This is a genomic window from Kribbella aluminosa (assembly GCF_017876295.1).
GTDB classification, from domain to species: Bacteria; Actinomycetota; Actinomycetes; order Propionibacteriales; family Kribbellaceae; genus Kribbella; species Kribbella aluminosa.
This window is the reverse complement of record NZ_JAGINT010000001.1, coordinates 1,191,792-1,211,635: the sequence shown is the minus strand read 5'-3', so window position 1 is coordinate 1,211,635 and position 19,844 is coordinate 1,191,792. Positions and strand designations below refer to the sequence as shown.

Here is a 19,844-nt window from a genome sequence, read left to right as displayed (position 1 = left end):
GCTCAGGCCTGCTGCTCGTCCGGCTTCGAGTCCGGCTCGGCGTCCGGCTGGTCCGCCAGCGCCGCCTCGGCCGCCGCGGCCGTCTTGGTGCCGGCCCGCTTGCGCGCGACCCAGCCCTTGATGTTGCGCTGCCGGCCGCGGGCGACCGCGATCTCGCCCGGGCCGACGTCCTCGGTGAGCGCCGTACCGGCCGCCAGGTACGCACCGTCCGCGATCGTCCGCGGGGCGACCAGCACCGAGTTGCTGCCGATGAACGAGTACCTGCCGACGTACGTGGGGTGCTTCGAGACGCCGTCGTAGTTCGCGAAGATCGTGCCGGCGCCGATGTTCGCGCCTTCGCCGATGGTCGCGTCCCCGGCGTACGTCAGGTGCGGGACCTTGGCGCCGTCGCCGATCGTGGAGTTCTTGGTCTCCACGAACGTGCCGATCTTGCCCTTCACGCCGAGCCTGGTGCCCGGGCGCAGGTACGCGAACGGGCCGACGCTGGCGCCGTCGCCGATCACCGCGAGTGAACCGTGCGTCCGGACGACCGTCGCGCCCTCGCCGATCTCGACGTCGGTGAGCGTCGTGTCCGGGCCGATCGTCGTACCGCTGCCGACCGCGGTCGCGCCGTGCAGCTGGGTGTTCGGCAGCAGCGTGACGTCGCGGGCCAGGTCGACGGTCCGGTCGACCCAGGTGGTGTTCGGATCGACGATCGTGACGCCCTCACGCATGTGCTTGACGAGCGTACGGCGGTTCAGCTCGGCGCGGAGCGTGGCGAGCTGAACGCGGTCGTTCACGCCTTCGGTCTGCATCGCGTCGTCGGTGACGTGCGAGCCGACCCGCTTGCCGTCGGTCCGGGCGATGCCGAGAACGTCGGTCAGGTACAGCTCGCCCTGCGCGTTGTCCGTGGTCAGCCGGCTGAGACCGTCACGCAGCGTAGCCGCGTCGAAGACGTAGATGCCGGCGTTGATCTCGTCGATCGCCCGCTGCTCCGGGGTCGCGTCCTTGTGCTCGACGATCGCGGCGACCGTACCGTCCGCTGCGAGCACGATCCGGCCGTACCCGGTCGGGTCCGGGACCCGCGCGGTCAGCACGGTCACCGCGTTCCCGTCCTTGTCGTGCGCGGCGACCAGGTCGTGCAGCGTCTCCGCCTCGAGCAGCGGGACGTCACCCGACGTGACGATCACCGAACCGTCGAAGCTCTCCGGCACGGCGGTCAGACCGGCGCGTACGGCGTCGCCGGTGCCCAGCTGCTGCTCCTGGACGGCAGTCCGGGCCTCCGGGTCGACCGCCCTCAGGTGCTCCTCGACCAGCTCGCGGCCGTTGCCGACCACGACCACGAGGTATTCGGGGGTCAGCGCCCGGGCGGTGAGCACGGCATGACCGACGAGCGTGCGCCCGCCGATCTCGTGCAACACCTTCGGGGTCGCCGATTTCATCCGGGTTCCGAGACCGGCGGCCATGATCACGACCGCCGCGGGGCGATGGGAAGTCACGCGGTCTTCTCCTCGAGTTCCCTGCGAGTTCTTTCAACCAGTATCAGCACGGGCACCCGAAACAGCGCCCGCGCAAGCCTACTTGCTCCCCAGAACCACCAACCCCCGCCCCAGCCGAAAGCAACCCCACGCCCTCGTCAGGCTGGTCCTGCGCGCATGCAGAACCCGCCATTTCGACGCCGAGACACGGTACGGCTGCCGGTTCTGCGTGCGCGCAGGTCCACCTGGACGCACGACGAGCCGGATCTGCCAACCTTGGGACCATGGCCCTCACCCTCGGAGCAATCGTCCTGAACGTCCCGCAGAACGGCGCGGCAGCTGAGTTCTGGCGTGCGGCACTCGGCTTCACCGGCCAGGCCGGCAATCCCGATTTCCTGCTCCCGCCCGCGGGCGCGCGGCCGACCCGGCTCCATCTCGACGAGACGGACCGGACGCACCTGGACCTCTGGGTCGACGGCTCGACGCAGGAAGCCGAAGTGGAGCGGCTCATCTCGCTGGGCGCCGAGCGCGTCGAGTGGACCTATCCGCCGGACGCCGACTTCGTCGTACTGAAAGCCCCCGACGGAACGGTGTTCTGCGTCATCGAGACAGCAACGCCGTGACCTCGGGTGTGTTGAAGAACTTCGCGGTCAGCGGGACGTGGCTGTCGCGGCCGTACGGGTCGTCGTTGTGCGCGTTCGCGATGATCAGCGAGTACGCGCAGCGGTAGACGAGCAGCTGTCCGCCGTCGTACCCGAGCCTGGCGGTGAACGCCGCGTCGTACGCCGCCTCGATCTCGCGGACCCTGGGCGACCACAGGTCGATGACGCTCGCGGGCCGCGGCCGCCTCGAACACCGGGTCGCCCGCCATCGTCGACAGCCCGAAGTCGAGCAGCGTGACGGGCCGGAGGTCCTCGTCGACGAGGATGTTGCCGCTCGTCACATCACCGTGTACGAGCCGCGCGTCCGGCTCCTTCAGCTCTCCGAGCAGCTCCAGCAACGTCGCGATCTTCGTCCCGAAGTCGTCGATGACCGGCGCAAGCTGATCCCCGAACCGCTCCACCCGCCGCCGGAGCAACCCCGTCAACGCCTCGCTCCACGCCATACCCTCGGGCCGGAACGGATCGGTTTCGTCCAGCACCGCCGTACGCCGAAGCACCTCCGGCGCCTCCACCTGCGCGAGCGCCTCCACGACCTCGACGACGCAGTCCCGCGCCCGCTCCCACCCCGGCTCGCCGTACGGCGCTGCGACCGTGTGCAACGGGACGCCCGGCAGCTCGTCCTCGACTGTCACCCAGTACGGTCCGGGCCGGTGCAGCTCCAGGATCCGCGGTGTCGCGTAGGGCAGCCGCCCGTGCAGAGCGTCGTACAACTCCCCCAGCATCCGCAGCTCCCGCTCCTGCGCGTGGAACCAGATCTTGGCGACCTTGCCCGCACCGAGCCGGTAGACCGCCCCTTGCATACCAACCGCCAACTCCTCCGGCGCCTGGAACCCGAGCCCGCGCAACTGTTCGGCGTACGACATGCCCGTGACCCTAGCCAGACCCTCGCCTCCTGTCCGCTGATTTCTGTCGGTGGGTGCTGGCAGGGTGGGTGGATGGGTGAGTTGGTGGATGTGGGCGACGTGACGTTGTTCGTGCGGGAGCTCGGGCGGCGGAGTGAGCGGCCTTCTGTGGTGGTGATCCATGGTGGGCCCGATGTCGGACATGGGTATCTGGTGCCTGGGTTCGAGCCGTTGGCGCGGGATCATCACGTCGTGTTGTTCGACTTCCGCGGGTGTGGGCGGAGCAGTCGGGGGTTGCCGGCGGACGAGCTGCAGCCGGAGTACGTCGTACGCGACACGTCCCGGCTGATCTCGCGGCTCGGGCTCGGGGTGGTCGATCTGGTGGGGTTCTCGACGGGTGGGCGGGCGGCGATGCAGTTCGTCGACGTACATCCGGAGCAGGTACGGCGGTTGGTGCTCGCGTCGACGTCGGCGTACCCGTTGGCGGACGCCGCGCCGTACCTGGCCGACTGGCCCGAGTACCACCGGCGGCAACGGATCGAGGACGACGCGAACGGCGCGCTCCGCAACTCGACGGTCTTCGTGTGGGACCTCGACCGCGCACCGGAGTACCTGCACCTGCTCGAATCCCTCGGCACCGACCTCGGCGACTGGTCCGAGGAACGCTCACAGCCGTGGTGCACCCGCGACCCGGAACAGATCCTCCGCGAGTTCGCCCGGCCGATCCTGATCCTGCACGGCGAGAAGGACATGGGCTTCCCCGTCCAACTCGCCCACCGCCTGCACACCGCCGTCCCCAGCCAGCTCCAGGTCATCCCCGACACCGCCCACATGTGCCACTTCGAACAACCAGAAACCTGGTCCAACCACATCCGCCACTTCCTCGCGGACTGAAATCAAGTGCGGGACCGGCGCGACACCGTTAGCCTCGTGGGTCGAGTGTCAGAGCGTGGAGGAGGTGGTTCTTATGCGCAGATCATGCGCGGTGCCGCCCCGAAAACCTCGGCGGCTCTGACTCTCCCACCGGGGCTCACCGCATCCGACCTCATGCGAGGGAGTCCCGTCATGCATTCTCTGAACGCCGTACATGCGTACTTCGCCGCCTACCCCGGCCGCTACTGGATCGCCGGCGGATGGGCGCTCGACCTGTTCGCGGATCGGGTACGTCGCCCGCACACCGACGTCGACGTACTCGTCCTGGCCCGCGACCTCGACCTCGTCGCCGCCACCTTCACCGATCCGCGCCCGACCGTCGAGAACCCGAACACCGGAGTCCAGCGCCCGTGGCAGCCGGGCGAGCCGCTCACCCCCGGCCCCGACGTACTCGCCTTCCCCGACGACCTGTTCCCGACCCCGGTCCGCATCATCCTCGCGGCCTCCGACGGTGACGACTGGGTCTACCACCGCGGCCGCGGCACCATCCGCAAATCGCTCGACGACATCACCCTCACGACCTCCGCCGGCCTGCCGTACCTGGCGCCGGAGATCGCGCTCCTGTTCAAGTCCCGCTCCGACCGCACGAAGGACACCGACGACTTCCACGACGTCGCCGACCTCCTCGACGCACCCCGCCGTACCTGGCTCCACAACCACATCGCACCCCGCCACCCCGACCACAACTGGCTGGCGCACCTGAAGTAGACACCTGGGTCCGGGGTGGCGTCTGGAACAGCGGCACGAGACCACGGGGCATTGCACACCGAGTGCCTCCAACCAGCACCACCTCCGGCGCCATCACGCGAGGCCGACCGCCGCCACCCTCGACTGCTGCCGGCACGACTAGGACAACCCGGGAAGGATCGCCGAACACCTAGGCTGCCGACATGCAGACGCGACTCGACATGGAGCGGATCCGGGCGGCGCGGCGGGTGATCGATCCGGTGTTCCTGGACAGCCCGCTGTACCGGTGTGAGGCGCTGGAGCCGGTGCTCGGGTGCTCGCTGAACATCAAACTCGAGACCGCGAACCCGGTACGCAGCTTCAAAGGCCGCGCTACCGAGGTCGTCGCGGATCAGCTCGCCCGCAGCGATTCCCGCGCCGTGGTGTGCGCGAGCGCGGGCAACCTCGGGCAGGCGCTCGCCTGGTCCGGGCGCCACCGCGACCTCGACGTCACAGTCGTCGCGTCCCGTTTCGCGACCCCCGCCAAACTCGACCGCATCCGCGCCCTCGGCGCCACCCTCGAACTCGTCGACGGCGACCACGAACTCGCCCGCCAACGGGCCGCCGCGATCGCCCACTCCGAAGGCATCCGCCTCCTGGAAGACAGCCTCGACCTGGAGACCTGCGAAGCCGCCGCCACCATCGCCCTCGAACTCGTCCCCTGCCTCGAGCCGTACGACGACCCGCTTCGGCCGCTCAGGTCCGCCGACCGTCCGCCGGAGTACGGGCGACCGGTCGTACTGGTTGCGCTCGGTGGTGGTGCGATGGCGACCGGGATCGGGTACGTGCTGAAGACGCTTACCCCGCACGTCGAGGTGGTCTGCGTGCAACCGCACGGCGCCCCCGCGATGACCCGCTCCTGGCACCAGCGTCGCGTCGTCAGCACCGACACCACCAACACGATCGCCGACGGTGTGGCCGGCCGGCACCCGATCCCAGAGGTCCTGGAAGACCTCCTGGTAGTCGCCGACGACGCCGTACTCGTCCACGAATCCTCGATCATCACCGCGATCCGCCTGCTCCACGACCACGCCGGCCTGATCGCCGAACCGTCCGCCGCCCTCGGCATCGCCGCCGTCCTCGAAGACCCGGCCCGCTTCGCCGACCGCCCCGTGACGACGATCATCTGCGGCAGCAACGTCGACCAGACCAAGTACCGGAATTGGATCTGAATGGTCCGCCAAGCAGTCAAACTCCTCCTGCTCGACGACCACGACCGGCTCCTCCTCATCCAGTCGCACAACCCCCACACCCACGCCACCTGGTGGTACCCGGTCGGTGGCGGCATCGAGCCCGGCGAATCCCTCCAGCAGGCCGCCACACGCGAGGCCTACGAGGAAACGGGCCTCCGCGATCTCCCTGCAGGCACACGCGTCTGGTGGCGCGACCACACGTACGAGCACGACGACCAGCGCTACGACGTACACGAGGAATGGCTGCTGCACCGCGTCGACCACTTCGACCCGTCCCCCGCCGAGCTGAGCCCGTACGAATCCCGCACGATCCTCACCTTCGACTGGTGGCACGCCCACGAACTCGAAGCCACGCACGACACGGTCTTCCCGCCCAACCTCGGCCGCCTACTGACCACCCTGCTCACCGACGGCATCCCCAGCACCCCCGTCGACATTCGTCCATAACCACACCTCGTCGTACACCAGATCCCCGCGATCACGCAGCCCGCCGGCAACCGCCCCTCGCGATGTCCGCCGCGCACACCCGCCGAATGATCACCGCCCGAACCTTACCGCCGTACGAGCCCCCGCCACCTGCTGTACGTCCGTCACCGCAGGCCCTTCTACACAAGGGCTGCGGCCAACCCGCCCTCGCCGACGAGCTGTGAGACTTGGTCCCATGCCCGACCAGCCGATCCGCATCCGCCCGGCCCGCCTCGACGACGCCGACCACGTCTGGCCGCTGGCCCGCGCCTTCGCCACCTCCTTCACCCCCGAACGCACGGCCTTCGACACCACCTGGCCGCAACTGGTCGACGTACCAGGAACTCTGCTGCTCGTCGCCGAGACCGCCGACGGCCGCATCGTAGAGTGCGGTCGCATGAGACATCCGCAGCGGTCCTGAAAGCTGCGAGCATGTCGGATCCGGCGCGCTGTGCTGTTCTGTTGGCATGGTCAGTTCGACTTCAGAACGTTCAGCGACGTACGAACGGCGTACCAGCTGGTTACTCACCGCCGCTGCCGTGCTGTTCCTCGTGGTCTACGCGTGGCCCATCCTCCAGCCTGATCTACCAACCGGTTGGGTCCACGCCTGCTCGGTCGCCAACGTCACGATCTGGACGACCTTCGGTGTCGACTACCTCGTCCGCCTGGCGCTCGCACCCAGTAAGCCTCGGTTCGTGCGGGATCACATTCCAGACCTGCTGGTCCTCGCCCTGCCACTCTTGCGTCCCCTGCGAGCTCTGCGGGCTGCGACAGCACTCGCCCGGCTCGGTCGCGCGTCGATGGGCTTCCGCGGCCAGACCACTGCGTACGTCGTCGGCGCTGTCGGCCTGCTCGGGTTCGTGTCGGCCGTGGCTGTCCTGGACGCAGAACGTGGCGCCGCGAATGCCAACATCAAGTCCTTCGGCGATGCGGCATGGTGGGCCGTGACCACGATCACGACCGTCGGATACGGGGATCACTTCCCCACCACCGTGCAGGGAAAGTGGGTCGGCGTCGGCCTGATGGTCGGCGGCATCGCTTTGGTCGGCACCATCACCGCTGCCCTCGCCTCGTGGTTCGTGGAACACGTCGGTGCCGCCGAACGGGCTGGTGCACAAGCCCCGGACCAACTCGCAGCCCTCACCGCCGAACTAGCTGCGCTCCGCACCCAACTCAACAACGCACAGGCGGGAGATCGGACCGACAGGTGACCTCTGAGGAACTGGACGCCAACGCCGGCGTCTCGGCAACCCACCGGAGACAGTCGAAAGGGTCGCGGGACATGCAATTGCCTGTTCACAGACACCGCGAGCTGTCCCCGACGTCGCCTCACGCGAACGGTGCCGCACACTGAGGCGGTGGAGACGGTTCCCCCCGGCGGTGGTGATGCAGCGAGCCTGGCACTCGCATTTCCGACCTGGGGCGCGGCATTCACCGGGTCCCACCGCTGCCGCGACCTCCCGCGCGACATCGGTGACCGGTGGATGCGTACTGGCTGCTCGGCGGCCTGCAAGCGTTGTGGTTAGTGGCGCTGGTGGTTGTCGGCGTACGCCGCGCCGTACGCCCTCGTGTCCTACTGGCGTCAGGCCTCGGTCTGCTCGTCTCCCTAGTCGTCTCCACCACCGCCAGCCCTGTGCTCCTGCGCCACCGCAGCACTCCTTGCCACCAGTTGATGGCCGCTGCCCGCGGAGTCCAGGTCTACGCCGACCCGGCCGGCCACCCGTTCTGCCTCTGTTGGGTTCCCGGAACCAACGCGTAAAGCATCATGGACGACGGTTCCCGAAGCGTCGTGCCAGTACACGGCGTCGGCGCTCCCCACGCGCAGGATCGCGTCGGCTCAGCACGTGCCGGCCACAACTGGATGAGGTACGCGTCGACCAGCCCCTCCTCGAACCCCCCGTCCCGGCCGGAGTCCGCCGACGCCTCAACCCGCCGGCTGAAATACGACAGACTGTTCCGGTGGGAACCGTGCCGTATCTGCTCGCGCTGGTGGTCGCGGTCGTCGTGAGTGCACAACTGCTGCTGACCATGAAACCCAACCGACCGCTCGCCAAACGCCTCCGAGACCTCGGCACCGGCGGCGACGCCTTCGGCCTGCTGATCGTCGCCATACTCACGCTCACCGCAACCGGCGCACTCATCGGCAGCCTCACCAACTCCCCCGCAACCGGCGCAGCAATCGGCCTGGTCATGGCCCTCGCAGCATGGACAACCGCAGTCATCCACGCGCACCGCCGCCGGTAGCGGCCTCGCAGTAACAGTTAGGTGTTCCTGCAAATGACCGCAGACTGCCTGGCATGGATGTCAAGCACCGGATGATCGTGTTCGACGCTGCCGACATCGATGTGGAGAGTGCGTTCTGGGGCGCGTTCCTGGACGGGCGGGTCGAGGAGTGGGCAGCACGTGGCGGGCGATCTGGGTCGACGGCGGGTGGGCACTCGGTGTGCAGCACGCTCCCAACCACGTACCGCTGAGTCCAGGTCTACGCCGACCCGGCCGGCCACCCGTTCTGCCTCTGCTGGGTCCCAGAACCCAACTCGTAGACCGCATCGGTGGACTTCAGCTCCTCGCGCCCCCGCCGTGCGAACCCTCAGCGGGGTAGGAAGTACTTCCAGGTCTTGCCGTGGTCGGTGGTCGTGATGGCTTGGTTGCCGTGGTACTGCATTCCGTAGACGAAGTCGCCGACTGCCGTCAGCCCGCCCAGGTCGGTCGGTGGTGTGAGCGGGGTGCCGGCGCCGGGCCGGAGCAGTTCGCGGGTCTTGCCCTGATAGAGCGCGAGACCCGTTCCGTTGTCGAAGGCAACGGGTGACGACAGGTACGGCGCGTCGCGGCCGGCCACCGTCGTCCAGTGTTCGCCCCGGTCGGTGGACAACCGCAGCGGCACCTGTACGTCCGGTGCACCGGGCTTGCTGCCGGGGATCAGTACGAGCGTCCGGCCGTCCGGACTGACACCCAGCTGGCCGCCTCCTCGACCTGGGCTGATGACGGAGTGGCCCCAGGTCCTGCCGTGGTCGTCGGTCCAGTAGATGTTGCCGACGCCGCTGTTCTTGGCGCCGATCAGCCACCATCGGCCGGTGCTGTCGCGCTGGGGCTGCAGGGCGTTGTCGATCCCGGGGATCTTCACCTCCCGCAGTACGCCGGTCTCCGGGTTCAGCGCCCGGAGCGTGCCGTATCCCAGCAGCACGTCCTGCTCGGCGAACTCGCTCGTCGGCGGAGCCCACTGCAGCTTCTTCTCCACCCGGCCCTGATCCGTCAGGCGGACCATCACGGACTGGGCCCAGGCCGGATCGGTCCCCTTCATGCTCGTCGGCATCGACAGTGCCAGTACGTCGGCACCGTTCCGCACCGGGACGTACCCGTTCTTGCGCACCGGCGCGGTGGCCCGCACCCCGTCACGGAACAGCACCGCGGCGGAAGCGTACGTATATCCCGGCTGCGGCGACGACCACACCGAGGCCCACCGCGTCGGCGTGGCGAACGCGATGTCGACCGCACCCGACTTCTTGTCCCCGATCAGCTTCTCGGCCGCCTGGTCGACCGGGATCGAGCCCGCGGTTCCGGCGGCCGGCGGTCGCTCCGTGCCGGTCAGGTTCCGGAGCGGCAGGACGACGGCCAGTACCGCGATCGTCACGGCGACGACGACTCCCGCGCCGGTCAACGCCTGCCGACGGTGCCGGCGGCGAACGCCGCGGCGTTCCAGAGCCTCGAAGGGCAACGGCTCGACGGTCTCCTGGATCTCCCAGGACAGTTCCTTCAGCTCAGACATGGCTGACCTCCTCGGCGTCGTCGGCGAACTCGTGGACCAGCGGGGCCAGTCCGGCCCGGCCCCGGGAGAGGCGCGCCTTCACCGTCCCCTCCGGAACACCCAGCTGTACGGCGATCTCACGCACCGGCAGATCGACGATGTGGTGCAGCACGATCGCCTCGCGCTGCTCGTACGGGAGTCGTCGCAGGGCCTCGACCAGTGCGACCCGGTCCGCGGACAGCCCGGCCGTCGTGCTCGCCGTGGCGCCCGCGCGCGACAGCAACCCGTGGAACCGGGTCGCGCGCCGGTAGCGCCGGCGTACGGCGTTCAGCGCGACGGCACGGAGCCACGCCTCCGGGTTGTCGAGCTGGGCGAACCGCCGGGGCTTCTCCACCGCACGGACGAACGCCTCCTGTACCGCGTCCTCGGCTTCGCCCAGGTTCCCGCAGATCGCGAACAGCTGCCCGACCAGCCGCCGGTGGCACCCCTCGTACAGCTCCCGCACCATGTCGGCCGTGTCGCCGTCAGCCATCACCACTCCCCAGATCGGACCCTTTGCCCTCACGAGTCCCGGCAGACCGATCCGGTTGCATCACGAAAAACCCCGGCTCAGGGCGTCCCGAGCCGGGGTTGGAGCCAGCTCCCCCGCCAGGTTTCGATCCTGGTCTTCGAGATTCAAAGTCTCGCGGGCTGCCGATTACCCCACGGGGGATCGTGGTTGCCGGGACAGTTTGCCATGAGTGGCGTGGATGACACGCTGAGGGGTTCCTTACCTACGGGTCCGTAGGTTACGGTGGCGTAGGTAACGACCCCTGGAGCCGAGAGAAGAACAGGTCATGACTCCACCCACTGCGACCCTGCCGGACGCGCCCACCCGTACCGCGCCTGTCGACGATGTGCACACCGGGACACTCGGTGGTGAGCAGAAGAAGCTCTGGGAGCAGGTGGCGCTGGGGCTGTTCATCGGCATCCCGTTCCTGGCCGTGCTGGCGGCGGTGCCGATCGCGTGGGGCGGGTTCCTCGGGTGGCGGGACATCGTACTGGCGGTGGTGTTCTACACGATCGCCGGCCACGGGATCTCGATCGGTTTCCACCGGTTGTTCACGCACAAGTCGTTCAAGCCGAACCGGGCGCTGAAGATCGCGCTCGCGATCGCCGGGTCGCTGGCGATCGAGGGGCCGGTGATCCGCTGGGTGGCGGACCACCGCAAGCACCACAAGTTCTCCGACCGCGAGGGTGATCCGCACAGCCCGTGGAAGTACGGGCACACGATGGGCGCACTGACCAAGGGTTTCTTCCACGCGCACGTCGGCTGGCTGTTCGACACCGAGCAGACCCCGCAGCGGCAGTACGCGCCGGACCTGCTGCGGGACAAGGACGTGGTCACGGTCTCCCGCATGTTCCCGCTGCTGGTGGCCGTGAGCCTGCTCGCGCCGGCGGTCATCGGCGGCCTCTGGTCCTGGTCGTGGACGGGCGCGCTGACCGCGTTCTTCTGGGCGAGCCTGGTCCGGATCGCGCTGCTGCACCACGTCACCTGGTCGATCAACTCGATCTGCCACACGATCGGCGACCGGCCGTTCAAGAGCCGGGACAAGTCCGGCAACGTGTGGTGGCTGGCGGTCCTCAGCCAGGGCGAGTCGTGGCACAACCTGCACCACTCGGACCCGACCTGCGCCCGGCACGGCGTACTCAAGGGCCAACTCGACACGTCGGCCCGGTGCATCTGGTTCTTCGAGAAGATGGGCTGGGCGACCGACATCCGCTGGCCGGTCCGCGAGCGTCTCGAGGCTCGCCGCACCGACGCCACGCCGCGAACTCTCAAAGCGGCCTGACCGGTAAAACTCCCACCGGCTACACCGGAAGTACGGCATGATGCTGACGTGATCACGACGTGACGGAACCCAAACCGCGGCGGTCCGGCCGGATCCGGATGACCAGTGCCGAGCGTCGCGAGCAACTCATCACGATCGCCCGCGGCCTGTTCGCGCAGAAGGGGTACGAGGGCACCTCGGTCGAGGAGATCGCGGCCCGCGCCGAGGTCTCCAAGCCGGTCGTGTACGAACACTTCGGCGGCAAGGAAGGCCTGTACGCCGTGGTCGTGGACCGCGAGGTCCGGGCGTTGCTCGACGGTGTCACGCAGTCACTGACGGCAGGCCGGGCGCACGAACTGGTCGAGCAGGCCGCGCTGGCGCTGCTGGACTACATCGAGAACAACTCCGACGGCTTCCGGATCCTGGTCCGGGACTCGCCGGTCGGGTCGTCGACCGGCTCGTTCATCTCGATCCTGAGCGATGTCGCGACCCGGGTCGAGCACATCCTGGCCGAGGAGTTCAAGCGCCGCGGGCTGGACCCGAGGAACGCGCCGATGTACGCGCAGATGCTGGTCGGGATGGTCGCGCTCACCGGCCAGTGGTGGCTGGACGCCCGCAAGCCGAAGAAGCCGGACGTCGCCGCCCACCTGGTCAACCTCGCCTGGAACGGCCTGTCCGGCCTCGAGGCCAAGCCGACCCTCTCCACCCGTCCACACCACTAGACGACTCCGGTCGTACGCCGACATCCGCCCTGAGCATGACCCCGACCCGGCAGCCACCCCGTAATCTGGCGGGCATGACGGGGATGTTCACCGCGCGGCCGCTGCCTGCCCGGAGCAAGGCCTTCGACCTGCTGCTGGCGGGCGGGCTGTGCATGGTGTTCGGGTTCCTGTCGCTGGCCCAGGCGCGCATGGGCGGACTGCTCGCGTTCGGGATGCTGGTGCCGCTGATCTGGCGCCGTACCCATCCCGAACTGGTCTTCTTCGCCGTCTGCTCGGTCGCCGGCCTGCAATGGCTGAGCGGCGTCGAACTGCAGCCCGGCAACGTCGGCCTGCTCGTCGCCCTGTACGCGATCACCGTGTACGGCGATGTCCGCCTGAGCCGGATCGCCCTGGGCATCGGCGGCCTCGGCGTACTGATGGCGACGTCGCGGTACTGGGCCAACTCGGGCTGGAAGCAGCAGGTCACGACGATGGGCGGGCTGGCCGCGCTCGTGTTCGCCGTCTGGGCCTTCGGCGAACGCCGCCGGACCCGGGGCCTGTACGTCGCCCAGCTCGAGGAGCGGGCCGCCCAGCTCGAACGGACCAGGGACCGGGAGTCGAAACTCGCCGTCAGCAACGAACGGACCCGGATCGCGCGCGAGATCCACGACGTGGTCGCGCACGGGCTGTCGATCATGATCGTCCAGGCCGACGGCGGGCTGTACGCCGCGGACCAGTCCCCGGAGGCGGCCAAGAAGGCGCTCGCCACGATCGGCGACACCGGCCGCGCCAGCCTGACCGAGATGCGGAAGATGCTCGGCCTGCTGAAACAGGACGAGCAGTCCGAGCTCGGCCCGGACCAGGCGCGCCCGCAGCCGGGCACCTCCAGCCTCCCGGAGCTGATCGAGAACGTCCGCGAGGCCGGCCTGGCCGTCGAGTACACGGTGACCGGGCAGCCCCGCGAGCTGCCCGCGCTGCTCGGGCTGACGGCTTACCGGATCGTGCAGGAGGGGCTGACCAACACGCTGAAACACGCCGGGCCGGGAGCGCGCACCTCCGTCGCGCTGGACTTCGGGCGCGAGATGCTGACCGTGGTGGTCACCGACGACGGCCACGGGGCCGGGGTCGCGCCGAGCGCGGATCCGGGTCACGGGCTGGTCGGGATGCGGCAGCGCGTGTCGGTCTCGGGCGGTACGGTGAGCGCCGGACCGAAGGCAGGCGGCGGATACGAGGTGATCGCCAGACTGCCGTACAACCTGCCCAACGGAGGGTAAGTGAACGACGACGTCATCCGGGTGTTCCTCGTGGACGACCAGGAGCTGGTGCGGGCCGGGTTCACGATGCTGGTGGACTCGCAGGCCGACATGCGGGTGGTCGGGCAGGCGGGTGACGGCGGCGAGGCGGTGGAGAAGATCCAGGTGACGGCGTGCGACGTCGTACTGATGGACGTCCGGATGCCCCGCCTGGACGGCGTCGAGGCCACCCGGCAGCTGAACTCGTTGCCTCAGGCACCAAGAGTGATCGTGCTGACCACGTTCGACCTGGACGAGTACGCGTTCGCCGCGATCAAGGCCGGCGCGGCCGGCTTCCTGCTCAAGAACACCCCGCCCGCCGACCTGCTGTCCGCGATCCGCCAGGTGCACTCCGGGGACGCGGTCGTCTCCCCCAGTACGACGAAACGCCTGCTGGAGCACTTCGCCGGCGCGCTGCCCGACACCGAGACCGAGCGCCCCGACCTGGCCGACCTGACCGCTCGCGAGCGCGAGGTGCTGATCGAGGTCGTCCGCGGCCTGTCGAACACCGAGATCGCCAGACTCTTCACGTTGTCCGAGGCAACGGTCAAGACGCATATCGGGCGGATCCTGGCGAAGACCGGCCTCCGCGACCGGGTCGCCCTGGTCGTCCTGGGGTACGAGACCGGACTGGTGAAACCGACCAAGTAATACCCAGGTCGTACTCGGAGTCCAGTCTGGGGTCCGACGAGATCAGTCGCCGCGCTCACTAACTTCGTCACCAACGTTCAGTTGAGTCGAGGAGTGACATGAGCTTGCAGACACCGCAGCCCGCGGTCGACCGGTTGCCGCAGGACGGTACGCCGCGGACCGCGATCCGCGCCCACGAGCTGCGCAAGGTGTACGGGCAGGGCGACACCGCGGTGGCCGCCCTCGACGGGGTCTCGGTGGACTTCGGGGTCGGCCGGTTCACCGCGATCATGGGCTCGTCAGGGTCCGGCAAGTCGACACTGATGCACTGCCTGGCCGGGCTGGACACCCCGACCAGCGGCCAGGTGCTGCTCGGCGAGACCGAGCTGACCCGGCTGGCGGACGCGGAGCTGACCAAGATCCGCCGGGACCGGATCGGCTTCGTGTTCCAGTCGTTCAACCTGCTGCCGATGCTGACCGCGAAGGACAACATCCTGCTCCCGCTCGAGCTCGGCAACCGCAAGCCCGACCAGCAGTGGCTGGACACGCTGATCGACGTCCTCGGCCTGGGCGACCGGCTCACGCACCGTCCGGCGGAGCTGTCCGGCGGTCAGCAGCAGCGGGTCGCGGTGGCCCGGGCACTGGTCAGCCGGCCGGAGGCGGTGTTCGCCGACGAGCCGACCGGCAACCTGGACTCCCGGTCCGGGGCCGAGGTGCTCGGATTCCTGCGCCGCTCGGTCCGCGAGTTCGGCCAGACCGTGGTGATGGTGACCCACGACCCGCTGGCCGCGTCGTACGCCGACCGCGTGGTGATGCTCGCCGACGGCAAACTGGCCGGCGAACTGCAGCAGCCCACCCCGGAGAGCGTTCTGGACGCGCTGCGGCAGCTGGGGGCCTGACGTGCGACATTCACTCCTCGCCTCGCTGCGCGCCCACCTGGGCCGCCTGGTCGCCGCCTGCCTGGCGATCGTCCTCGGGGTCGGGTTCGGCTCGCTCGCGATGATCGTGCACTCGTCGGCGTCGCACGGCATCGACGAGACGGTCGGCGCGCAGTACAAGGGCATCGACGCGGTCGTGTACCCGTCGCGGGCGACGGTCTCGCCGGCCGACATCGTTAAGGCCAAGCAGGTCCCGCAAGCGGCCGCGGTCGTCACGCTGACCACGGCGTACCTGAACGCCGCGTACCCGGATCAGGTCCGGCCGACCGGCATCGAGATCGACGAGCTGCACGACACCACCGTGATCGCCGGGCCCGGCACCTCGTCCGGACGGTTGCCCACCGCAACGAACGAGATCGCGCTGGCGGCCCGGCAGGCGGCCAAGCACAAGGTCGGCGTCGGCGACCAGCTGCGGATCGGCTCGTACGACGGCAAGTCCTGGACGCTCCGGGTGGTCGGCCTGATCGACGACGGGAACTCCGTCGGGACGGCGCCCGCGGTCGTCACGCCGGCCGCGATGAAGGTCATCTCCCCGGACGCGTTCGTCCGCGGGATCGCGCTGGCGGCCAAGCCCGGCGTCTCCCAGGTGCAGCTCGCCGACGCCACCCGCGCGGTGGTGGCGGGTGAGCTGACGACGTACACCGGCACGGAGTTCATCCAGCACGAGGTCGAGGGCTACACGCACGGCATCGACGTACTCGGCGGCGTGTTCGGGATGTTCGCGCTGATCGCCCTGTTCGTGGCGTGCCTGGTGATCGGCAACACGTTCACGATCGTGATCGCGCAGCGCACCCGGGAGATGGCGCTGCTGCGCTGTGTCGGTGCGTCCCGGCGGCAGGTGTTCACGTCCGTTCTCGCCGAGGCGAGCGTGGTCGGCGTGGTCGCGTCCGCGATCGGCGTGGTGTTCGGCGTCGCGCTGTCCGCGCTGGCGCTGACGCTGTCCCGCGAGTTCGACTGGGGCATCCCGAAGGTGCCGCTGCACCTGGACGTGGCGTCGGTGTTCGTTCCGCTGTTGCTCGGCACGCTGGCCACGCTGATCGCCGCCGTCGTCCCGGCGCGCCGTGCGACCAAGGTGGCACCGCTGGCCGCGCTCCGTCCGGAGGCTGCCCCGGCGGCCGGATCAAGGGCGGGCGTACTGCGGTTGCTCGCCGGCTTCCTGCTGCTCGCGGGTGGCGGCGTACTGCTGGCGGCCGGCGCCGCGATGCACCAGGTACTGATCGGCGCCGCGGGTGGCGCGATCTCGTTCCTCGGTGTGCTCGCGGTCGGTTCCCTGTTGGTACCGGCGCTGATCCGGCTGCTCGGCGCACTGCCCGCCCGCGGTGGCGGCGTACCCGCCCGGATCGCGGTCGCGAACGCCGTACGGAACCCGAAGCGGACCGCGGCCACCACGTCCGCGCTGCTCATCGGCGTCACGCTGATCAGCCTGACCTGTGTCGGGATTTCCTCGGTCCAGAAGACGTTCGACGTGTCGATGAGCCAGCAGTACCCGGTGGACCTCGTGGTGACGGGATACAAGGAGAAGATGCCGGCCAACGCCGAGCAGCAGCTCCGCGACATCAAGGGCATCACCCAGGTCGTCCCGGTCAGCTCCGTGGACGTGAAGGCCGGCAGCGTGGACGCGAAGGCCGGTAGCGAGGACCTCGCGGTCACCGGGATCGACCAGGACAAGGCCGGCTCGGTGATCCACAACCAACAGCTGGCCGGGCAGCTCGAGCCGGGGACGGCGCTGGTCGCCTACCGGGTGATGCAGGGGCTGAAGCTTACCGAGGGATCGCAGATCACGATGGTCTCCGGGCAGCACAAGCTCAGCCTCACGGTCCGGATGTCGGTGGGGCACCTCGACCCGATCACGGTCACCTCGACCGATCTCGCGAAGCTGGCACCGAACGCGGCGGTGAGCGGGTACTGGCTGGCCACGGACCCGAACGCCAACGGCCCGAACGTGATCGACGCCGTCCAGCAGTCGATCCCGAGCGTGAAGGACCTCGGCGTCGATGGCGGTCTGGCCGAGCGGTCGACGTACACGAAGATCTTCGACGTGCTGCTGATCGTCGGGATCGGCCTGCTCGGGGTCTCCGTACTGATCGCCCTTGTCGGCGTCGGCAACACGCTCAGTCTGTCGGTGCTGGAGCGGACCCGGGAGAACGCGCTGCTCCGGGCGATGGGTCTGTCCCGGCGCCAGCTGCGCCGGATGCTCGCCGTCGAGTCGTTGCTGATGGCACTGGTCGCGGCCGGTCTCGGGATCGTCCTCGGCCTGGTCTACGGCTGGACCGGAACGAGTGCGCTGATGGGCGGGCAGACCGTCACCGGCGGTGTCGAGTACGCCGTACCCGGGACGCTGCTGATCGCGATCGCCGCCGTCGCCGCGGTCGCGGGCCTGCTCGCCTCGGTGCTGCCCGCCCGCCGCGCGGCCAAGGTCTCCCCGGCCGGCGCACTGGCCACCGAGTAAGCCGGCGGCTACACGATCTCCACCCGATTCCCGTGTCCGTCGGCGGTGTGAAACCGCCGGCGGCCGGGAATCGTCTCGTTGTCCCAGGTCACCGGAAAACCAAGATCGGTGAGCTTGGCGGCGAGCGCATCCAGGTCGTCCACCGCCAGCGCCGGATGTGCCTTCTTCGCCGGAGTGAACGCTTCCTCCACACCGACGTGGATCTCGGCGGCATCGGCCTTGAACCAGCACCCGCCGCGCGGCTTCAGCAGCTCCGGCTTCTCCACTTCGGTCATCCCGAGCGCGTCCCGGTAGAACGCCCGCGCCACGTCCTCGCCGCCGGGCGGGCAGGACACCTGCACGTGATCGAGTCGCATCGGTCACCCCTCCTTGTGGGCCACAGCAAAGATCCGGCGGAACGGCAGCAACGTCCCGTACTCCTTCTGCGGATACGCCTCCGCCAGCCGCGTCCCGTACTCGGCTTCAAATGCAGGCCGTACGTCGTCCGGCAGCGACTGCAGCACCGGCCGCGCACCGGTCCCCTTCACCCATTCCAGTACGGCGTTGTCGCCGGACAGCAGGTGGAAGTACGTCGTCTCCCACGCGTCCACCACACACCCTTCGGCGCTGAGCGCGTCGACGTACTCGGCCGGCCCCGGTACGTCGGGCCGCAGCGAGGCGTCCTTCGCGTACTCGGCGTACGGCGGGGTGTTCGCCAGCTCGCGGAGGATCGCGTGCGACGGCGCGTCCCCGTTGCCCGGGATCTGGATCGCCAGCCACCCGCCCGGCCGCAGCGCCCGAACGAACCCGGGCAGCAGGTCGAGCTGCTCGGGGACCCACTGCAGCGTCGCGTTGGTGACGATCACGTCGAGGCCGGACCCGGTCCACTCCCGGACGTCACCGAGCTCGAAGCTCAGTCGGTCGTCGGCGTACGGCGCGGCCGCCTCGAGCATCTGCGGCGAGCTGTCGATCCCGCGGATCGTCGCCTCCGGCCAGACGTCCCGGAGCGTCGCGGTCAGCGCGCCCGGTCCGCAGCCGAGGTCGACCACGGTCCGTACGTCGCTCGCCCGGACCCGCTCCACCAGGTCCCGGAACGGCCGCGCCCGCTCGTCGGCGTACGTGCCGTACTGCTCCGGACTCCACACCGGTGACCTGCGCATCAGCCTGCACCTTCCCTCGGTTTATCTTGACATCGAGATACTTTAACCACGCCACTTGTCTTGATGTCAAGAGTCTTGATCGGTACTCTCGGAACCATGGAGGACGAGGTCGATCGGCTGATCGAGGCCTGGCGGCGGGAGCGCCCCGACCTCGACGTGGCGCCGATGGAGGTGCTGTCCCGGGTCAGTCGGCTCGCGCGGCACCTGGACCGCGCCCGCAGTCAGGCCTTCGACACGCACGGGCTGGAGTCCTGGGAGTTCGACGTCCTCGCCGCCCTGCGCCGGGCCGGTACGCCGTACCAGCTGTCGCCCGGGAAACTCCTGAAGGAAACCCTCGTCACCTCGGGCACGATGACGAACCGGGTCGACCGGCTGGCCGCCCGCGGCCTCGTCGAGCGACTGCCGGATCCGAGCGACCGGCGCGGCGTGCTCGTCCAGCTGACCCCCGGCGGGCGGGACAAGGTCGACGCCGCGATGGCGGATCTGCTCGCCCACGAGCGCACCCTGCTCGGCGCCATCGGCGACCGCGACCAGCAGAAGATCGCGCGCGTGCTGCGCGAACTGGTCCGCCCGTTCGAATAAAGCGGTTTGACGCCACCAACAAAGTGACTTGTTCACGCTGACAAAGCCGCACAAGAATTGTGCCGGAATTATCCGAAAAGACGACCCGTCACTTCTACCCTGTTTCAGTCGTTGCTAGTTGCAACAAGATCGAGAGACTGCTGTAGCCGACGACTATCGACACCGGTCTACACCCCTACTAAGGTCATGACCGTCGGTGGCCAACCGACTACAAAATGTCAAAACATGGTGACTTCGGCGGCCAGAGGTGGCCCGCCGAATGCGGCTGTACGGTGTCCG

Annotated in this window: 22 protein-coding genes and 1 tRNA gene; 16 read left to right on the top strand and 7 right to left on the bottom strand. The window is 69.1% G+C overall.

The annotated features are described in order from the left end of the window. Window positions 1–2: 2 nt before the first annotated feature. Complete coding sequence (gene glmU, locus JOF29_RS06025; RefSeq protein ID WP_209693233.1) at window positions 3–1,478, bottom strand: bifunctional UDP-N-acetylglucosamine diphosphorylase/glucosamine-1-phosphate N-acetyltransferase GlmU; 1,476 nt, start codon at window positions 1,476–1,478, stop codon at window positions 3–5. Window positions 1,479–1,741: 263 nt separating this feature from the next. Between glmU and JOF29_RS06020 the strand changes: the two genes are divergently transcribed. After that, a complete protein-coding gene (locus tag JOF29_RS06020; protein ID WP_209693232.1) occupies window positions 1,742–2,080 on the top strand; it encodes a VOC family protein in 339 nt (112 codons plus the stop codon). On the opposite strand, the gene JOF29_RS06015 is transcribed toward JOF29_RS06020, so the two are convergent. Beyond that, window positions 1,999–2,982 carry a phosphotransferase family protein gene (locus JOF29_RS06015; protein WP_209693231.1) on the bottom strand — a complete coding sequence of 328 codons (984 nt, stop codon included), beginning with the start codon at window positions 2,980–2,982 and terminating at the stop codon, window positions 1,999–2,001. The two genes, JOF29_RS06020 and JOF29_RS06015, sit on opposite strands and share 82 nt — an antisense overlap. Before the next feature lie 72 nt (window positions 2,983–3,054). Here JOF29_RS06015 and JOF29_RS06010 point away from each other — a divergent pair, with 72 nt between their 5' ends. From JOF29_RS06010 to JOF29_RS05975, 8 genes are all read left to right on the top strand, one after another. Continuing rightward, on the top strand, window positions 3,055–3,855 hold the full coding sequence (locus tag JOF29_RS06010; RefSeq protein WP_209693230.1) for an alpha/beta fold hydrolase: 801 nt from the start codon (window positions 3,055–3,057) through the stop codon (window positions 3,853–3,855). Between the two features lie 171 nt (window positions 3,856–4,026). After that, window positions 4,027–4,602 (top strand): nucleotidyltransferase domain-containing protein, encoded by a 576-nt coding sequence (locus JOF29_RS06005; protein WP_209693229.1) that lies wholly within the window; start codon window positions 4,027–4,029, stop codon window positions 4,600–4,602. A 182-nt stretch (window positions 4,603–4,784) separates the two neighbouring features. Continuing rightward, window positions 4,785–5,792, top strand: coding sequence for a threonine ammonia-lyase (locus tag JOF29_RS06000; protein WP_209693228.1), 1,008 nt, complete (start codon window positions 4,785–4,787; stop codon window positions 5,790–5,792). After that, window positions 5,793–6,260: an NUDIX hydrolase gene (locus tag JOF29_RS05995; RefSeq protein ID WP_209693227.1), complete on the top strand. Its 468-nt coding sequence runs from the start codon at window positions 5,793–5,795 to the stop codon at window positions 6,258–6,260. 214 nt (window positions 6,261–6,474) lie between these two features. Then, window positions 6,475–6,699: a hypothetical protein gene (locus tag JOF29_RS05990; protein ID WP_209693226.1), complete on the top strand. Its 225-nt coding sequence runs from the start codon at window positions 6,475–6,477 to the stop codon at window positions 6,697–6,699. Window positions 6,700–6,745: 46 nt separating this feature from the next. Next, entirely contained in the window at window positions 6,746–7,489 is a 744-nt protein-coding gene (locus tag JOF29_RS05985) for a potassium channel family protein (RefSeq protein ID WP_209693225.1), read from the top strand. A 748-nt stretch (window positions 7,490–8,237) separates the two neighbouring features. Beyond that, window positions 8,238–8,522, top strand: a complete 285-nt coding sequence (locus tag JOF29_RS05980; RefSeq protein WP_209693224.1) for a hypothetical protein — start codon at window positions 8,238–8,240, stop codon at window positions 8,520–8,522. 53 nt (window positions 8,523–8,575) lie between these two features. Then, window positions 8,576–8,752, top strand: coding sequence for a hypothetical protein (locus tag JOF29_RS05975; protein ID WP_209693223.1), 177 nt, complete (start codon window positions 8,576–8,578; stop codon window positions 8,750–8,752). A gap of 116 nt (window positions 8,753–8,868) precedes the next feature. Here JOF29_RS05975 and JOF29_RS05970 read toward each other — a convergent pair whose 3' ends face one another. The 3 genes from JOF29_RS05970 to JOF29_RS05960 form a co-directional block, all read right to left on the bottom strand. Further along, window positions 8,869–10,044, bottom strand: coding sequence for a WD40/YVTN/BNR-like repeat-containing protein (locus JOF29_RS05970; protein WP_209693222.1), 1,176 nt, complete (start codon window positions 10,042–10,044; stop codon window positions 8,869–8,871). Further along, window positions 10,037–10,555 (bottom strand): RNA polymerase sigma factor, encoded by a 519-nt coding sequence (locus JOF29_RS05965; RefSeq protein ID WP_209693221.1) that lies wholly within the window; start codon window positions 10,553–10,555, stop codon window positions 10,037–10,039. Before JOF29_RS05965 ends, JOF29_RS05970 begins: the two co-directional genes overlap by 8 nt. A gap of 108 nt (window positions 10,556–10,663) precedes the next feature. After that, window positions 10,664–10,735, bottom strand: a tRNA-Gln gene (locus JOF29_RS05960). A gap of 124 nt (window positions 10,736–10,859) precedes the next feature. On the opposite strand from JOF29_RS05960, the gene JOF29_RS05955 reads away from it, so the two are divergent. The 6 genes from JOF29_RS05955 to JOF29_RS05930 all read left to right on the top strand — a co-directional run bounded on the left by JOF29_RS05955 (window position 10,860) and on the right by JOF29_RS05930 (window position 17,844). Continuing rightward, entirely contained in the window at window positions 10,860–11,855 is a 996-nt protein-coding gene (locus JOF29_RS05955) for an acyl-CoA desaturase (protein WP_209693220.1), read from the top strand. 59 nt (window positions 11,856–11,914) lie between these two features. Then, window positions 11,915–12,556, top strand: coding sequence for a TetR/AcrR family transcriptional regulator (locus tag JOF29_RS05950; protein WP_209693219.1), 642 nt, complete (start codon window positions 11,915–11,917; stop codon window positions 12,554–12,556). A gap of 74 nt (window positions 12,557–12,630) precedes the next feature. Then, window positions 12,631–13,809: a sensor histidine kinase gene (locus tag JOF29_RS05945; RefSeq protein WP_245357462.1), complete on the top strand. Its 1,179-nt coding sequence runs from the start codon at window positions 12,631–12,633 to the stop codon at window positions 13,807–13,809. Next, a complete protein-coding gene (locus JOF29_RS05940; protein ID WP_209693217.1) occupies window positions 13,810–14,478 on the top strand; it encodes a response regulator in 669 nt (222 codons plus the stop codon). A gap of 98 nt (window positions 14,479–14,576) precedes the next feature. After that, the gene (locus JOF29_RS05935; RefSeq protein WP_245357461.1) at window positions 14,577–15,356 is read left to right on the top strand and encodes an ABC transporter ATP-binding protein; all 780 of its coding nucleotides are present in this window, start codon (window positions 14,577–14,579) and stop codon (window positions 15,354–15,356) included. A 1-nt stretch (window position 15,357) separates the two neighbouring features. Then, complete coding sequence (locus JOF29_RS05930) at window positions 15,358–17,844, top strand: ABC transporter permease (RefSeq protein ID WP_209693216.1); 2,487 nt, start codon at window positions 15,358–15,360, stop codon at window positions 17,842–17,844. 8 nt (window positions 17,845–17,852) lie between these two features. On the opposite strand, the gene JOF29_RS05925 is transcribed toward JOF29_RS05930, so the two are convergent. Then, window positions 17,853–18,200, bottom strand: coding sequence for a VOC family protein (locus JOF29_RS05925; protein ID WP_209693215.1), 348 nt, complete (start codon window positions 18,198–18,200; stop codon window positions 17,853–17,855). Window positions 18,201–18,203: 3 nt separating this feature from the next. Next, on the bottom strand, window positions 18,204–18,983 hold the full coding sequence (locus JOF29_RS05920; protein ID WP_209693214.1) for a methyltransferase domain-containing protein: 780 nt from the start codon (window positions 18,981–18,983) through the stop codon (window positions 18,204–18,206). A 96-nt stretch (window positions 18,984–19,079) separates the two neighbouring features. Between JOF29_RS05920 and JOF29_RS05915 the strand changes: the two genes are divergently transcribed. Beyond that, the gene (locus tag JOF29_RS05915) at window positions 19,080–19,565 is read left to right on the top strand and encodes a MarR family winged helix-turn-helix transcriptional regulator (protein ID WP_209693213.1); all 486 of its coding nucleotides are present in this window, start codon (window positions 19,080–19,082) and stop codon (window positions 19,563–19,565) included. Window positions 19,566–19,844 lie beyond the last annotated feature (279 nt).

What these genes read in the sequence shown, in the direction of transcription:
- JOF29_RS06020 (WP_209693232.1), top strand. Translation starts at nt 1,742, where the DNA reads ATGGCCCTCACCCTCGGAGCAATCGTCCTGAACGTCCCGCAGAACGGC.
- JOF29_RS06015 (WP_209693231.1), bottom strand. Translation starts at nt 2,982, where the DNA reads ATGTCGTACGCCGAACAGTTGCGCGGGCTCGGGTTCCAGGCGCCGGAG.
- JOF29_RS06010 (WP_209693230.1), top strand. Translation starts at nt 3,055, where the DNA reads ATGGGTGAGTTGGTGGATGTGGGCGACGTGACGTTGTTCGTGCGGGAG.
- JOF29_RS06005 (WP_209693229.1), top strand. Translation starts at nt 4,027, where the DNA reads ATGCATTCTCTGAACGCCGTACATGCGTACTTCGCCGCCTACCCCGGC.
- JOF29_RS06000 (WP_209693228.1), top strand. Translation starts at nt 4,785, where the DNA reads ATGCAGACGCGACTCGACATGGAGCGGATCCGGGCGGCGCGGCGGGTG.
- JOF29_RS05995 (WP_209693227.1), top strand. Translation starts at nt 5,793, where the DNA reads ATGGTCCGCCAAGCAGTCAAACTCCTCCTGCTCGACGACCACGACCGG.
- JOF29_RS05990 (WP_209693226.1), top strand. Translation starts at nt 6,475, where the DNA reads ATGCCCGACCAGCCGATCCGCATCCGCCCGGCCCGCCTCGACGACGCC.
- JOF29_RS05985 (WP_209693225.1), top strand. Translation starts at nt 6,746, where the DNA reads ATGGTCAGTTCGACTTCAGAACGTTCAGCGACGTACGAACGGCGTACC.
- JOF29_RS05975 (WP_209693223.1), top strand. Translation starts at nt 8,576, where the DNA reads ATGGATGTCAAGCACCGGATGATCGTGTTCGACGCTGCCGACATCGAT.
- JOF29_RS05970 (WP_209693222.1), bottom strand. Translation starts at nt 10,044, where the DNA reads ATGTCTGAGCTGAAGGAACTGTCCTGGGAGATCCAGGAGACCGTCGAG.
- JOF29_RS05965 (WP_209693221.1), bottom strand. Translation starts at nt 10,555, where the DNA reads ATGGCTGACGGCGACACGGCCGACATGGTGCGGGAGCTGTACGAGGGG.
- JOF29_RS05955 (WP_209693220.1), top strand. Translation starts at nt 10,860, where the DNA reads ATGACTCCACCCACTGCGACCCTGCCGGACGCGCCCACCCGTACCGCG.
- JOF29_RS05945 (WP_245357462.1), top strand. Translation starts at nt 12,631, where the DNA reads ATGACGGGGATGTTCACCGCGCGGCCGCTGCCTGCCCGGAGCAAGGCC.
- JOF29_RS05935 (WP_245357461.1), top strand. Translation starts at nt 14,577, where the DNA reads ATGAGCTTGCAGACACCGCAGCCCGCGGTCGACCGGTTGCCGCAGGAC.
- JOF29_RS05925 (WP_209693215.1), bottom strand. Translation starts at nt 18,200, where the DNA reads ATGCGACTCGATCACGTGCAGGTGTCCTGCCCGCCCGGCGGCGAGGAC.
- JOF29_RS05920 (WP_209693214.1), bottom strand. Translation starts at nt 18,983, where the DNA reads ATGCGCAGGTCACCGGTGTGGAGTCCGGAGCAGTACGGCACGTACGCC.
- JOF29_RS05915 (WP_209693213.1), top strand. Translation starts at nt 19,080, where the DNA reads ATGGAGGACGAGGTCGATCGGCTGATCGAGGCCTGGCGGCGGGAGCGC.